The 12,202-nt window shown below is 68.3% G+C and carries 13 protein-coding genes; 9 read left to right on the top strand and 4 right to left on the bottom strand.

The window, feature by feature from the left end; translation table 11 throughout:
• Window positions 1-82: 82 nt before the first annotated feature.
• Window positions 83-1,165, top strand: coding sequence for a YihY/virulence factor BrkB family protein (locus tag BHE97_RS01880; protein ID WP_087622316.1), 1,083 nt, complete (start codon window positions 83-85; stop codon window positions 1,163-1,165).
• Window positions 1,166-1,186: 21 nt separating this feature from the next.
• Here BHE97_RS01880 and BHE97_RS01875 read toward each other — a convergent pair whose 3' ends face one another.
• Window positions 1,187-2,797, bottom strand: coding sequence for a YegS/Rv2252/BmrU family lipid kinase (locus BHE97_RS01875; protein WP_087622315.1), 1,611 nt, complete (start codon window positions 2,795-2,797; stop codon window positions 1,187-1,189).
• 92 nt (window positions 2,798-2,889) lie between these two features.
• On the opposite strand from BHE97_RS01875, the gene serS reads away from it, so the two are divergent.
• Together serS and BHE97_RS01865 are read left to right on the top strand one after the other, a co-directional pair.
• Window positions 2,890-4,158, top strand: coding sequence for a serine--tRNA ligase (gene serS, locus BHE97_RS01870; RefSeq protein ID WP_087622314.1), 1,269 nt, complete (start codon window positions 2,890-2,892; stop codon window positions 4,156-4,158).
• Window positions 4,155-4,937 (top strand): HAD family hydrolase, encoded by a 783-nt coding sequence (locus BHE97_RS01865; protein WP_087622313.1) that lies wholly within the window; start codon window positions 4,155-4,157, stop codon window positions 4,935-4,937. The genes serS and BHE97_RS01865 overlap by 4 nt, the downstream gene beginning before the upstream one ends.
• 18 nt (window positions 4,938-4,955) lie before the next feature.
• On the opposite strand, the gene BHE97_RS01860 is transcribed toward BHE97_RS01865, so the two are convergent.
• The gene (locus BHE97_RS01860) at window positions 4,956-5,495 is read right to left on the bottom strand and encodes a WhiB family transcriptional regulator (protein WP_140399930.1); all 540 of its coding nucleotides are present in this window, start codon (window positions 5,493-5,495) and stop codon (window positions 4,956-4,958) included.
• Window positions 5,496-5,508: 13 nt separating this feature from the next.
• The gene (locus BHE97_RS01855) at window positions 5,509-6,030 is read right to left on the bottom strand and encodes a bacterial proteasome activator family protein (protein WP_087622311.1); all 522 of its coding nucleotides are present in this window, start codon (window positions 6,028-6,030) and stop codon (window positions 5,509-5,511) included.
• 240 nt (window positions 6,031-6,270) lie between these two features.
• Between BHE97_RS01855 and BHE97_RS01850 the strand changes: the two genes are divergently transcribed.
• Genes BHE97_RS01850 through BHE97_RS01825 form a run of 6 tightly spaced genes read left to right on the top strand, consistent with a single transcriptional unit; the run spans window position 6,271 to window position 11,208 of the window.
• Window positions 6,271-7,134 (top strand): ABC transporter substrate-binding protein, encoded by an 864-nt coding sequence (locus BHE97_RS01850; RefSeq protein WP_170931196.1) that lies wholly within the window; start codon window positions 6,271-6,273, stop codon window positions 7,132-7,134.
• On the top strand, window positions 7,131-8,213 hold the full coding sequence (locus BHE97_RS01845) for an amino acid ABC transporter permease (RefSeq protein ID WP_087622309.1): 1,083 nt from the start codon (window positions 7,131-7,133) through the stop codon (window positions 8,211-8,213). The genes BHE97_RS01850 and BHE97_RS01845 overlap by 4 nt, the downstream gene beginning before the upstream one ends.
• The gene (locus tag BHE97_RS01840; RefSeq protein ID WP_087622308.1) at window positions 8,210-8,956 is read left to right on the top strand and encodes an amino acid ABC transporter ATP-binding protein; all 747 of its coding nucleotides are present in this window, start codon (window positions 8,210-8,212) and stop codon (window positions 8,954-8,956) included. The genes BHE97_RS01845 and BHE97_RS01840 overlap by 4 nt, the downstream gene beginning before the upstream one ends.
• A gap of 47 nt (window positions 8,957-9,003) precedes the next feature.
• On the top strand, window positions 9,004-9,744 hold the full coding sequence (locus BHE97_RS01835; protein ID WP_087622307.1) for an acetoacetate decarboxylase family protein: 741 nt from the start codon (window positions 9,004-9,006) through the stop codon (window positions 9,742-9,744).
• 20 nt (window positions 9,745-9,764) lie between these two features.
• On the top strand, window positions 9,765-10,448 hold the full coding sequence (locus BHE97_RS01830) for a GntR family transcriptional regulator (protein WP_170931195.1): 684 nt from the start codon (window positions 9,765-9,767) through the stop codon (window positions 10,446-10,448).
• Window positions 10,438-11,208 carry a glucose 1-dehydrogenase gene (locus BHE97_RS01825; protein ID WP_087622305.1) on the top strand — a complete coding sequence of 257 codons (771 nt, stop codon included), beginning with the start codon at window positions 10,438-10,440 and terminating at the stop codon, window positions 11,206-11,208. Before BHE97_RS01830 ends, BHE97_RS01825 begins: the two co-directional genes overlap by 11 nt.
• On the opposite strand, the gene BHE97_RS01820 is transcribed toward BHE97_RS01825, so the two are convergent.
• A complete protein-coding gene (locus BHE97_RS01820) occupies window positions 11,205-12,179 on the bottom strand; it encodes an NAD(P)H-quinone oxidoreductase (protein WP_087622304.1) in 975 nt (324 codons plus the stop codon). The two genes, BHE97_RS01825 and BHE97_RS01820, sit on opposite strands and share 4 nt — an antisense overlap.
• Window positions 12,180-12,202: the final 23 nt, after the last annotated feature.

Raw genomic sequence — 12,202 nt, 5'->3', positions numbered from 1 at the left:
TCACGCCAGCCGAGCGGTCGGGAGGCTCGCTGCCCCCGGAGCGGTTCCCGTAGGCTCGGCGGAAGTCGACGAGGGGAGTGCCGTGATCGTGGCGTGGCTCGCGGTCGCCCTCGTGGCGGGCGGCATCGTCGCGGCGGTGCTGCGATGGAGGCAGACGGCCGATGGCCCCGCCCTGGCTACGCGGATCGAAGAACTCGCCCAGCGCCATCCCGTCACGCTCTGGGACGTCAACCTCCCGTACCTCGTGGTGCGGACAGTGCGTCGATGCGGCGACGTCCGGGTCACGGGCCTGGCCGCCGAGATGACCTACTATGCGCTCATCTCGCTCCTGCCGCTCGCCAGCGCGCTCGGCGCGGCGCTCGGCTTCCTCGAGAGGGTGGTCGGTCGTGCGGAGGCCGATCGTCTCGAGGAGGCGATCGTCGAGACCGTCGGCGGAGTGTTCGACGAGGATGTCGCGACCGATGTCGTCATTCCGATCGTCGAAGGCACCCTGCGTCAGGAGCGCGCCGGCCTCGCGATCGGCAGCCTCGTCATCGCCATCTGGCTCGCCAGCCGGATGTTCAGGGCAGCGATCCGGGCGCTCGACGACGCCTATCAGGTGGGTGAGCGCCGCACCCTCCTCCAGCAGATCCTCCTCGGCGTCGGCCTGTCTCTCGCGGCGATCGTGACCGTGCTGGTGCTGGTGTCCCTCATCGTCATCGGTCCGCTCTTCGGCGGCGGCCGCGAGGTGGTCGAGGCCGCGGAGATCGGCGGCATCTTCGATGACATGTGGAATGTGCTGCGCTGGCCGGTCGCGGCAGCCGTCTGCATCGTCTTCCTGGAGGCGCTCTACCGCTTCGGGCCGAATACCGACACGACGTGGAGGCAATGCTGGCCGGGAGCGGTCCTCGGCATGCTCGGATTGATCGTGGCCGCCTGGGGGTTCCAGGTCTATCTCAGGGTGGCCGGGCCGCGGACCCCGCAACTCGACGACTCCACGATGGCGGTCGACATCGCGACCCAGGTCCTGGGCTCGGTCCTCGCCGGCGTGCTGTGGGTCTGGCTCAGCAGCATCGTCGTCCTCGCCGGCGGTGTCCTCAATGCCGAGATCACCCGGATCCGCGAGGGGTCGAACACGCGTGACGATGGCGCTTCGCCGGTGACTACCGAACCGGATCGGAGTTGACGCTCACCCACCGCCTCAGCGTCAGCTGGCCGGGGGCAGGGCGACGGGCACGCGGACGAGCACGACCCCCTGGTGCACCTCGGCGCTGATCTCTCTGCCCTCGCCGACCCCGTCGCCGTCCAACTGCATCGGCACCGGCTTCTCGGCCTTCACGTGCACGCGTTCGCCGCTGAGCCGGGTCAGGCGCTTGTCATTGGTGAGCCGGCGGGTCATCACGCGCGCGACGATGGCCAACCAGCCGATGAACCGCTTGGGCGCCACGATCACGACATCCAACCGTCCATCGTCGATCTCCGCGTCTGGGAGCAACGGGATGCCGCCCTGCAGCTGCCCGACATTGCCGACCACGACCGTACGGGCCTTGAAGGTCACCGGCTCCTCATCGTCGATCGTGATGGTGACTTTGGTGCGCGGGAAGGTGATCGCACGTGCACCCGAGACGAAGTAGGCCAGGAAGCCGACCTTCTTCTTCAACTGGTCGTTGACCCCCGACATGATCATCGCGTCCATGCCGAGTCCCGCCATGACGAGGAAGGCGGTGTCGTCCTCATCGTCGCGACGGAAGGTCGCCAGGTCGATCGCCCGGTCCTGTCCGGCGTACACGACGTCGAGGGCGTCGCGCGTGTTGACCGGGATGCCGAGATTGCGGGCCAGCAGATTCCCGGTGCCGTGGGGGAGGATGCCGACCGCGACACCGGTGCGCGCCGCCTCCTCGCACACCGCGCGCACCGTGCCGTCGCCGCCGGCCGCCACGACGAGGTCGACGCCGCCGGCGATCGCCGCGCGCGTCTGTCCGTGGCCGGGGTCCTCGACGGTCGTCTCGAACCAGCGCGGCTCGTTCCATCCATAGGAGGCGGCGACCTGGCTCACCTTCGCCCGGAAGTCCGCCACATCGGCGATCTTCGACGGGTTGAGGATCACCGCGGACTGGAATCGCCCGCTGCCCGTGGCGGTGGCCGTCTCGGACGGGGTGCGGCCGTTACCGCTCACCAGCAGGATCCACAGCAGCAGCGTGACCAGGGAGCCGAAGGCGAGACCGGCGACGACATCGCTGAAGTAGTGCACCCCGAGGAGGATCCGGTGCGCGGCGACACCGATGGCGAGCAGCGTCCAGAGCGTGAGCAGGACTCGGCGCTTCCACCCCCGGCCCGTCGCGACCACGGTCAGCAGCCCCAGGACGGTGAAGAATACCCCCGCGCCCGCGCTGTGACCGCTCGGGAAGGAATAGCCGCCGATCTCGTGCAGCGGCTGCTCCCAGAAGGGTCGCTCACGCGTGAAGACGAGCTTGATCAGCGCATTGCCGCCGATCACGAGGATGCCGCTCGCGATCACCCAGCCGGCGACCGCTCGCTCCTTGCGCCACAGCATCCACGCCGCCAGGAGGGCGAGGCCGATGCCCACGCCCCAGTTGCTGGTGACGACCGCGATGACGTCCAGGACGTCGATGAACCACTGCCGTGGCCGACTCACCTCGTAGGCGGCGTCCGCGATGCTCCGATCGAGGTCGAGCTGGGCGGCCCACCCCCACGACAGGCCGATCACCGGGACGGCGAAGAGCAGCGTCAGGACGGCCACCAACGCCGGGATCTGCCACTGCCGGTCGGGGTCAGCGCGTCGGACGTCGATCGCCACGGGGCTCCTTTCGGGGGATGCGGTGCTCGAACAGCGTAATCGACCGGCACCGGACAGTCCTGTCGGCGCGGGCCGGTCGATAGGCTGGCAGCGTGATCGATCCGCGCGTTCTCCGAGACCAGCCCGATGCCCTGCGCGAGGCCCTGCGCCGCCGGGGCGAGTCCGCGGACCTCGTCGACGAGCTCATCGCCGCCGACGAACACCGCCGATCGTCCATCGCGGCCTTCGAGGAGCTGCGCAGCGAGCAGAAATCCCTCGGCAAGCAGGTCGCGAGGGCGCAGGGCGAGGAGAAGCAGGCGCTGCTGGCACGCACCAAGCAGCTCAGCGCCCAGGTCAAGCAGGCCGATGGCGACCGGGACGAGGCGGTCCGGCACTTCGACATCCTGATGCAGCGGGTCCCCAACTTCACCGCCCCGGAGTCGCCCGAGGGCGGCGAGGACGACTTCGTCGTCTTGGAGACCCGCGGCACGCCGCGCGATTTCGCCGCCGAGGGCTTCGAGCCGCGTGACCATCTCGAACTCGGTGAACTGCTCGGCGCGATCGACATGGAGCGCGGAGCCAAGGTCAGCGGATCGCGTTTCTACTTCCTCACCGGTGTCGGAGCACAGCTCGAACTGGCGCTGACACAGCTCGCGATGAGCAAGGCGGCCGAGTGGGGCTTCACCCCGGTCATCCCGCCCGCGCTCGTCAAACCCGAGGCGATGGCGGGCACGGGCTTCCTCGGCCAGGCCGCCGACGATGTCTACCGCATCGAGAAGGACGACCTGTACCTCGTGGGCACGTCCGAGGTGCCGATGGCGGCCTATCACAGCGACGAGATCCTCGATCCGGCCTCGATGCCGTTGCGCTATGCCGCCTTCAGCCCGTGCTTCCGTCGCGAGGCCGGGTCCTACGGCAAGGACACCCGCGGCATCTTCCGGGTCCACTGGTTCGACAAGGTCGAGATGTTCGTCTACACCTCCGAGGAGGAGTCCTATGCCGAGCACGAGCGCATCCTCGGCTGGGAGAAGGCCTGGCTCGACGCCCTCGAGCTGCCCTATCGGGTGATCGACGTGGCCACCGGTGATCTCGGCCTGTCCGCCTACCGCAAGTTCGACTGCGAGGCGTGGATTCCGACGCAGGGCACCTATCGTGAGGTCTCCTCAGCCTCCAACTGCACTCAGTTCCAGTCTCGGCGGCTCGACATCCGGCTGCGCGGCGAGGACGGCACGGTTCCGGCGGCGACCCTCAACGGCACGCTGTGCGCCATGACCCGCACGATCGTTGCGTTGCTCGAGAACGGCCAGCAGGCCGACGGATCGGTGCGCCTGCCCGCCGCCCTGCACCCCTTCCTCGGTGAGATCCTGGAGCCGCGCCGATGAGCTGGTTCCCGAAGCTCGTGGCGTTGGACGTCGACGGCACGATCGTCGACGGTGAGAACCTGATGACGACCGCGGTCGGCACGGCGATCCACGCGATGCGTGAGCGTGGCTCCGAGATCGTCATCGCCACCGGGCGGTCCGCTCCCGGCGTCTACGACGTGCTGCACAAGCTCGCGATCGACGACGGCATCGCCGTCTCCAGCAATGGATCGGTGGTCTTCGATGTTGACCCCTTCCGGGTGCGCCATCTGGTGACCTTCGATGCTCGAGAAGCGGTCGCCCGCGTGCTCAAGACGATGCCAGATGCGATCGTCGCGGTCGAGGACGTGGGTGTCGGTTACCGCGTCTCGCAGCCTTTCCCCGCCGGCGAGATCAACGGCACCATCGTCGTCGAGGAGATCGACGACCTCGTCCGCGAACCCGTCAGCCGCGTCATCATCCGTTCACCCGAGCACGACTCGGAGGAGTTCCACGCCCTCGTCGCCGATCTCGGCTTGGACGACACCAACTACTTCATCGGCTACAGCTCGTGGCTGGACCTCGCCCCGGTGGGAGTGTCGAAGGCGTCCGGGCTGGACTATGTGTGCCAGGCGCGCGGCATCTCCCCCGCGGACGTGCTCGCGGTCGGCGACGGCCGCAACGACATCGAGATGCTGCAGTGGGCCGGCCGCGGCGTGGCGATGGGCCAGGCTCCCGAGGAGGTCACGAGTGTGGCGGACGCCGTCACCGGCAGCATCGAGGAGGATGGTCTCGCCGCCGAGCTCGCGCGTTACCTCTGAGGGTCCGGGCCAGGTGAGCTAGACGATCTTCTCCAGCTCGTCGAAGACATCGAGCACCTGCGCGATCGTGGGCGGTGCGGCCGGTCGTGCGGGCACCGGCGAGGTGTTCTCGCGGGCCCGACGCAGGTGACGCTTGATGGTGGAGAGCGAGCATCCGAGGCGTTCGGCGAGCTGCCGGCTCGTGTCATCGGGATGCGCCCGGCGGGCGGCCATCACGACGTCGTGGTCGACCGGGCCTCCCGAACGGGGAGCGTCCTGGGCGGAATCGCGGAGGGGACCGTCGAGCCCGAGCACGCGCCGCATCCGCTGACGCTCCCGCTCGCTCGTGCACGCCACGAATCCGGAGACATCGACCTCGACCACCGCCTGGTAGAGGCACTCGGGGAGTACCTCGCAGCCGGCGCAGCGCCGATGCGCCGCGTCCCGTTTGGCCTGGAAGTCCCGCCACTGCTCGGCCGAGGATTCGTGCCGCGCCGGTGGTGAGAGCAGTTGCTCGTCCTGATAGACCTCCGGTCGCATCGCGCACGGAGGAAGCGAGCGTGAGGACGTGGTCAGCACGGTGGCATCGCTCCTACAGGTACATCCCGCCGGTGCTGGGCTCGCCGCGTCCGCCGGTGGGATCGGACGCGGGGGTCTCGGGGGCTTGCGCGCCGGAGGGCAGCGCGAGGCGCATGTTCGCGAACTGGGTCTGGGCCTGCACCTGCTGGGCGTAGAGGGCGGCCTGGATGCCGTGGAAGAGTCCTTCCAGCCAGCCGACGAGCTGCGCCTGAGCGATCCTCAGCTCGGCTTCGGTGGGCGATACGGCGTCGAAGGGCAGGCTCAGGCGCTCGAGCTCGGCGACCAGTTCGGGGGCGAGACCGTCCTTGAGCTCGGTGATGGACTGCTCGTAGATCTCGCGCAACCGGGAGCGGCTGGCGTCGTCCAGGGGAGCGGACTTCACCTCGTCGAGGAGCTGGCGGATCATGCCGCCGATGCGCATGACCTTGGCGGGCTGCTCCACGAGATCCGACAGCGGCGTGCCGGACTCGGAGGCCTCACTCGACGTCGGGGCGACCGGTCGCCCCGACGGATCGATCACGTGGTCGTCGCTCATGTCGCCTCCGCCTCGATAAAAGCAGAGGAGGACGGAGCCGGGATGAGGTGCCTGATGGTTCGCTCGCTCCGCTCGCTCATATCACCAGTCTAGAGGACGCGGCCGTATGCAGACGCTCGCCACCGAGTGGACGCGATGGGCTCATTCGTTACCGCGACGACTCCTCCAATTTACGTGAAAGGTCGTTGACCATCTCACAAAAGTGTCTCTAACATGTTAAAGACCTCACAAGGAGACACCATGAAGAAGACGACCCTCACGTTCGGCATCGGCGGCGCCTTGTTCGCGCTCACCCTGGGCGCGTGCGGTGGCGGATCGGACGACGCCGCCTCGGACAAGCCCTTCGGTGACTGCGAGATCACCGAGAACCCCACCATCCACGAGCTCGACACGATGACCGACGGCGTACTCACCGTCGCCGCGACGCTGCCCTATCCCGCCGGCTATCGCGGCAACACGCTCGACAGCGTCGACGGCGGCTACATGTACTGCCTGGACGCCGAGATCGCGAATCGCGCCGGCCTGGACGAGATCAAGCTCGTCAACACGCCCTTCGAAGCCCTCGTCACCGCCCAGTCCAGCAGCTTCGACATCGCGGTCTGGGACATCTACGACACCCCCGAGCGCCGCAAGGTGGTGGACTTCGCCGCCCCGTACAACACCTACGAGACCGGTGTCCTGGTCAAGAAGGACTCGGACCTGACACCCGAGACGATCACCACGGCGGCCCTCGGCGTGCTCTCCGGCTCCGTCCAGCTGGCCTACGTCGAGGAGAACATGCCCGACGCCCAGGTCAAGGTGTTCGCCAACAACGACGACCTCTTCAACTCGCTGCTGGCGGGCCAGATCGACGCGGCTCTCAACGACACCGCCACGGTGATGCCCCGCGCAAAAGAGTCGAACGGCCAGCTCGAGGTCATCGGCCGCTACCCCGCGGGCGGTGATGTGGCACCTCTCGTCCCCAAGGGCTCGGCCAATCTCGAGCCGCTCAACCAGATCATCGAGGACATGCGCGCCGACGGCACGCTCGACGCGATCATGACGAAGTGGCTCAACCCGATCCTCGGCGGCGATCCTCAGGAGCTTCCGGACTGGTCGGCATGAACACCGACACCACGACTCGTTCGACCGGCACGGGGGTGTCCGCCCATCCGGCGCCCCCGCTGCCGACCGGACCCCTCACCACGACGGCCGCCGTCTTCTGGGCGCTCACCGTGGCCGTCGGCTGTCTCTTCATCACCACCTCGAATATCAACGCCGTCGTACCGGTGATACTTCTGATCCTCGGCGCCGGTCTGGCCTGGCCGGTGGTCCAGGCGGCGACCCGTGCGCGCACTGCACGACGGGCCTTCGCCGCCGGTCGCCGCGTCGAGGGCCGCCTCTCCGCGGCGGCATCACGGCGCTCCTCCGTCACCGCGATGGGGCTCAGCATCACGACGCTGATCGTCCTCGGGCTGCTGACGGCGATCCTCGCCAACGACGGCGCCGTGCAGCGCACTTTCCTCGATATCGGCTTCATGACCACCAGCGCCGGCGACATCACGCGCGCGCTGTGGATCAACATCAAGATCGCGGTCTGTGCGCAGATCCTGGCGATGATCCTTGGACTGTTCCTGGCGATCGGGCGCCTGCTGCCGGGTCGCAGCTGGGCACCTCTGCGGCTGCTCTGCATCGGCTACATCGACGCCTTCCGCGGTATCCCCTCGGTGGTCTTGATCTACCTGATCTGCTTCGGTCTGCCGCTCACCGGCTTCGGCATCTTCGACGGGCTCCCGCTGGAGGTCCTCGCGATCGGCGCGCTGGCCCTCACCTATGCCGCCTACAACGCCGAGCTGTACCGGGCTGGGCTCGAGTCGATCAACCCCGGGCAGACGTCCGCCGCGCTCTCGATGGGGCTCGGGCACGCCGACGTGTTCCGGTTCGTGCTGTTCCCCCAGATGGCCCGCAACATCGCTCCGCCGATGCTGAGCCAGTTCATCGGCCTGCAGAAGGACACCGCCCTGGTGATCGTGGTCGGGGTGATCGACGCCTTCAGCCAGGCCAAGATCTACGCCGCCAATGACTTCAACCTCTCGGCGGTGACGGTCGTGTGCCTGCTGTTCGTGCTCATCACGATCCCGCAGACACGCATCGTCGACTACATGATCGCCCGTTCGGGCCGGCGCACAGGAGTGTCCACATGACCGCCTTCCTCGAACTCGACAAGGTGACCAAGCGCTACGGCGAGCACACCGTCCTCGACGATGTCTCGCTCGAGGTCAGCCGGCACGAGGTGGTCACGCTCATCGGCGCCTCGGGATCCGGCAAGTCGACCCTGCTGCGCTGCCTCAACGGCCTCGAACCCATCCAGGGTGGCGAGATCCGCCTCGACGGCGATGTCATCAGCGGTGACGGGGTCGACCTCGTGCGGATCCGCCGGCGCATCGGGATCGTCTTCCAGGCCTTCAACCTGTTCCCGCACATGTCGGTGCTCAAGAACTGCACCCTCACGCCCGTGCGGGCCAAGGTCGCCACCAAGGCCGAGGCCGAGAAGTCCGCGCTGGCGATGCTCGAACGCGTCGGCCTCGCCGACAAGGCCCATGCGCATCCCGCGCAGCTCTCGGGAGGTCAGCAGCAGCGGGTGGCCATCGCCCGCGCGATGCTCATGCGCCCGGAGGTGTTGCTGCTCGACGAGATCACCTCGGCTCTCGACCCCGAATTGGTCATCGAGGTCCTCAACCTCGTCCGCGAGCTGGCCGATACCGGCGTGACGATGGTCATGACCACCCACGAGATGCCCTTCGCCCGGGAGATCTCCTCGACGATCTGCTTCCTCAGCAGCGGCCGCATCCTCGAACAGGGCCCGCCGGAGCGGATCTTCACCGACCCGCGCACGCCACAGCTGCAGAGCTTCCTCGGACGCCTGCACGAGGCCGGCCGCACCTGATCTCGCCTCGACGACGTGCTTCTCGACCCATAGATGGAGAAACCCTGATGACCTACGACCCACTGTCCTACTTCGAGTACCTCGGTTACCCGTCGGGCGATCAGCCCTACCACGCCCCGGGACTGCGGAGCCTGAGCGTGTTCTGCCGCGGTGAACGCGAGAACCTCACCGAGCTGCTGCGGCCCACGCCCTTCGAGCTCGACGGCGACGTGTTCGCCGTGCAGATCGCCGACTTCCGCACGGCCGATATCGGCGCCTACTGGGACAGCGGCATCGTGGTGCCGGTCCGTTACGGCGAGCACCGCGGCGTGACCTACCTCTTCGAGTGGGAGGACCAGCCCTGGAGCATCGCCTTCGGCCGCGAGGTGTGGGGCTACCCCAAGCGTCACGCCGCGATCGGCCTCGAGGACAACGGCCCGAACGTGCACGGCGAGCTCACCCGCGAGGGCGAGAAGATCTTCTCCATCTCCGCGACGCTGGAGGACGGCTACGACGACTCCGCCTGGGCCGGTCGCCCGCTCTACCCGCATCTGCAGGTCCACGCGCTGCCGGCGGTGGAGTTCCGGGGCTTCTCCACCTTCGAGATCGTGCGCCGCGACACGTCGAAGGACTACCGGCCGATCTCGCGACAGGTCGGGCCGGCCAGCGTCGAGCTGGGAGCGGAGATCGCCCTCGGCGACACGCCGCTCATCGTAGACTCGGTGCTCGGCGGTGAGTACACGGTCGGCGACTATGCGTGCACACGTGAGAACGGGGTGGCGCGGGTCATCGACCGGCTCGTGCCGTGAGTCCCGGGAGGAGAGCCGACGTGAACGACCTGGACCCGCTCGCGCTGCGGACACCCCGGCTGAGCGGGGTGGCGCTGCAGAAGGAGTCGGCCTACGAGGAGCTGCGTGACCGGCTCGTCCGAGTCGAGTTCGCGCCGGGGGCGCAGCTGCACGAACGCGAACTCTCGGTCGAGCTGTCGTGCGGTGTATCCGCGATCCGCGAAGCCGTGCGGCGACTGGCCTTCGAGCAGTTGGTCCAGGTCGTCCCGCGCGGGGGCACCTTCTCGGCGCCCATCGGTCTGCGCGAGTCGCAGTCGCTCATGGAGCTGCGCCTGGATCTGGAGAGCCGGGCCGTCGCCCTCGCGACGGCCCGCGGCTCGACGAGCGAGAAGGAGCGCCTCATTGCGATCGCCGAGCGACAGCACGCCACTGATGATCTCCAGGAGTGCATCGACCTCGACGCGGACTTCCATCGCGCCGTCTACACGATGAGCCGCAACCAGTACCTCGCGGCCACCGCCAGCGTCCACTTCAACCTGGCCCTGCGCCTCTGGTATTTCTGCTCGCGATTCGTCGAGCCTCCGACGTGGGGTGAGGTCGATCACCGTCCGCTCGCCAAGGCCCTGGCTGACGGCGATGCCACGACGGCGCAAGCGGAGATGACCGAGCATGTGCGGCACGACTCCCAGCAGGTCGTCGACATCCTGACCCAGCATGGGCTCTGACGTGGCGGTACTCGACGGCAGCACCGCTCTCGTGACGGGAGCGACCGGCGGCCTCGGTCGGATCCAGGCCTTCGCGCTCGGTCGAGCCGGCGCCCGGATCATCGCGGCCGATCTCGACCTCGCCGCGGCCGAAAGCCTCGTCGCCGATCTTGGCGAGGAGGGCCTGGACGCGTCGCCTGCACGACTCGACGTGACCGACGCCCGGGGGATCGAGGAGCTCTTCGCCGGTCTCGGCGGGGGCTGGATCCCCGATATCCTGGTGAACAATGCCGGAGTCTCGATCCGTCAGTCGGCACTCGACGCCACTCCCGAGGTCTTCGACCTCACCCACGCGGTCAATGTGCGGGGCGCCTACTTCGTCGCCCAGGCCGCGGCGCGGGCGATGCGGCCCCGTGGCGGTGGACGCATCGTCAACATCGCCTCCATCGGCGGGCTCGTGGTCGACGGTCCCCAGTCCTCGGTCTACGACGCGAGCAAGGCCGCGGTGGTACAGATGACCAAGAACCAGGCATCGGAGTGGGGACGGTGGAATATCCGTGTGAACGCCATCGCCCCCGGATACATGCGCACGGCGATGACTGCCGACCTGCTCCCGGATGCGGCGGTCGAGCAACGGATCGTGGACCAGCACATCCCTCTCGGGCGGGTGGGAGAACCGGCTGATCTCGCCGGTCCGGTCGTCTTCCTGGCGAGCGAGGCCTCGGCCTATGTCACGGGCCACTGCCTGACCGTGGACGGAGGCTGGCTCGTCGCCGTCTAGGCGAGGGTGAGCAGGATCTTGCCCGAGTGGCTAGATTCCTCCATGGTCCGGTGCGCCTCCGCGGCCTGGCTGAGATCCATCGTCGCGTGCACGATGGGGCGCACGGTGCCGTCCTCGATGAGGGGCCAGGCCTGCTCGGTCATCTGCTGCACGATCGCGGTCTTCTCCTCGACCGGTCGCGCCCTGAGGGAGGTGGCGGTGACGGCGGCTCGCTTGGCGAGGAGCGCACCCAGATCGAGCTCACCCTTCACGCCGCCCTGCAGCCCGATGACCACGAGACGGCCCGCGGTCTGGAGGGCCGCGACATTCTGTCCGAGATACTTGGCGCCGATGATGTCGAGGATCACATCGGCCCTGAGACCCGCCGCTCGCATCGCGTCGACGAAGTCCTCGTCGCGATAGTTGATGACGTGGTCGGCTCCGAGGTCACGGCACAACTGAGCCTTCTCCGCGGTGCCGACCGTGGTGACCACGGTGGCGCCGAAGGCCTTCGCGAGTTGGATGGCCGTGGTGCCGATCCCGCTCGACCCGCCGTGGACCAGGAAGGTCTCACTCGGCCGCAGGCGACCGATCATGAAGACATTCGACCAGACGGTGGAGTAGGTCTCCATCAGGCCCGCGGCGGTCACCAGATCGATCCCCGCCGGGACCGGGGCGACCTGGCCGAGAGGGACGTTGACGTACTCGGCGTATCCGCCGCCGGTGAGCAGCGCGGCGACCTGGCGGCCCACCTGGTCGTCGTCGACGCCCTCGCCGACGGCGGTGACCTCTCCGGAGCATTCGAGCCCGAGAATCCGGGTCGCGCCGGCCGGAGGGTCGTAGAGGCCGCGGCGTTGCATGACGTCCGCGCGGTTCACCCCCGCAGCAGCGACCCGGATCAGCACCTCCCCGGGCCCGGGCTCGGGGATCGGGGCATCGACCACCTCGAGGGCTTCGGGACCACCGGGCTCGTTCACGACGACAGCACGCATGGGACCACCGTAACGATGCGACA

It is taken from the genome of Aeromicrobium sp. PE09-221, assembly GCF_002174305.1.
In the GTDB taxonomy this organism is placed as follows: Bacteria; Actinomycetota; Actinomycetes; order Propionibacteriales; family Nocardioidaceae; genus Aeromicrobium.
The sequence above is the reverse complement of the archived record's forward strand: the minus strand, read 5'-3'. Positions and strand labels throughout refer to the sequence as shown.

Bases quoted from the DNA above. Each gene is read 5' to 3' on its own strand.
- BHE97_RS01855 (WP_087622311.1), bottom strand. From the start codon at position 6,030: ATGAGCGACGACCACGTGATCGATCCGTCGGGGCGACCGGTCGCCCCG.
- BHE97_RS01850 (WP_170931196.1), top strand. From the start codon at position 6,271: ATGAAGAAGACGACCCTCACGTTCGGCATCGGCGGCGCCTTGTTCGCG.
- BHE97_RS01820 (WP_087622304.1), bottom strand. From the start codon at position 12,179: ATGCGTGCTGTCGTCGTGAACGAGCCCGGTGGTCCCGAAGCCCTCGAG.
- BHE97_RS01840 (WP_087622308.1), top strand. From the start codon at position 8,210: ATGACCGCCTTCCTCGAACTCGACAAGGTGACCAAGCGCTACGGCGAG.
- BHE97_RS01825 (WP_087622305.1), top strand. From the start codon at position 10,438: ATGGGCTCTGACGTGGCGGTACTCGACGGCAGCACCGCTCTCGTGACG.
- BHE97_RS01835 (WP_087622307.1), top strand. From the start codon at position 9,004: ATGACCTACGACCCACTGTCCTACTTCGAGTACCTCGGTTACCCGTCG.
- BHE97_RS01845 (WP_087622309.1), top strand. From the start codon at position 7,131: ATGAACACCGACACCACGACTCGTTCGACCGGCACGGGGGTGTCCGCC.
- BHE97_RS01865 (WP_087622313.1), top strand. From the start codon at position 4,155: ATGAGCTGGTTCCCGAAGCTCGTGGCGTTGGACGTCGACGGCACGATC.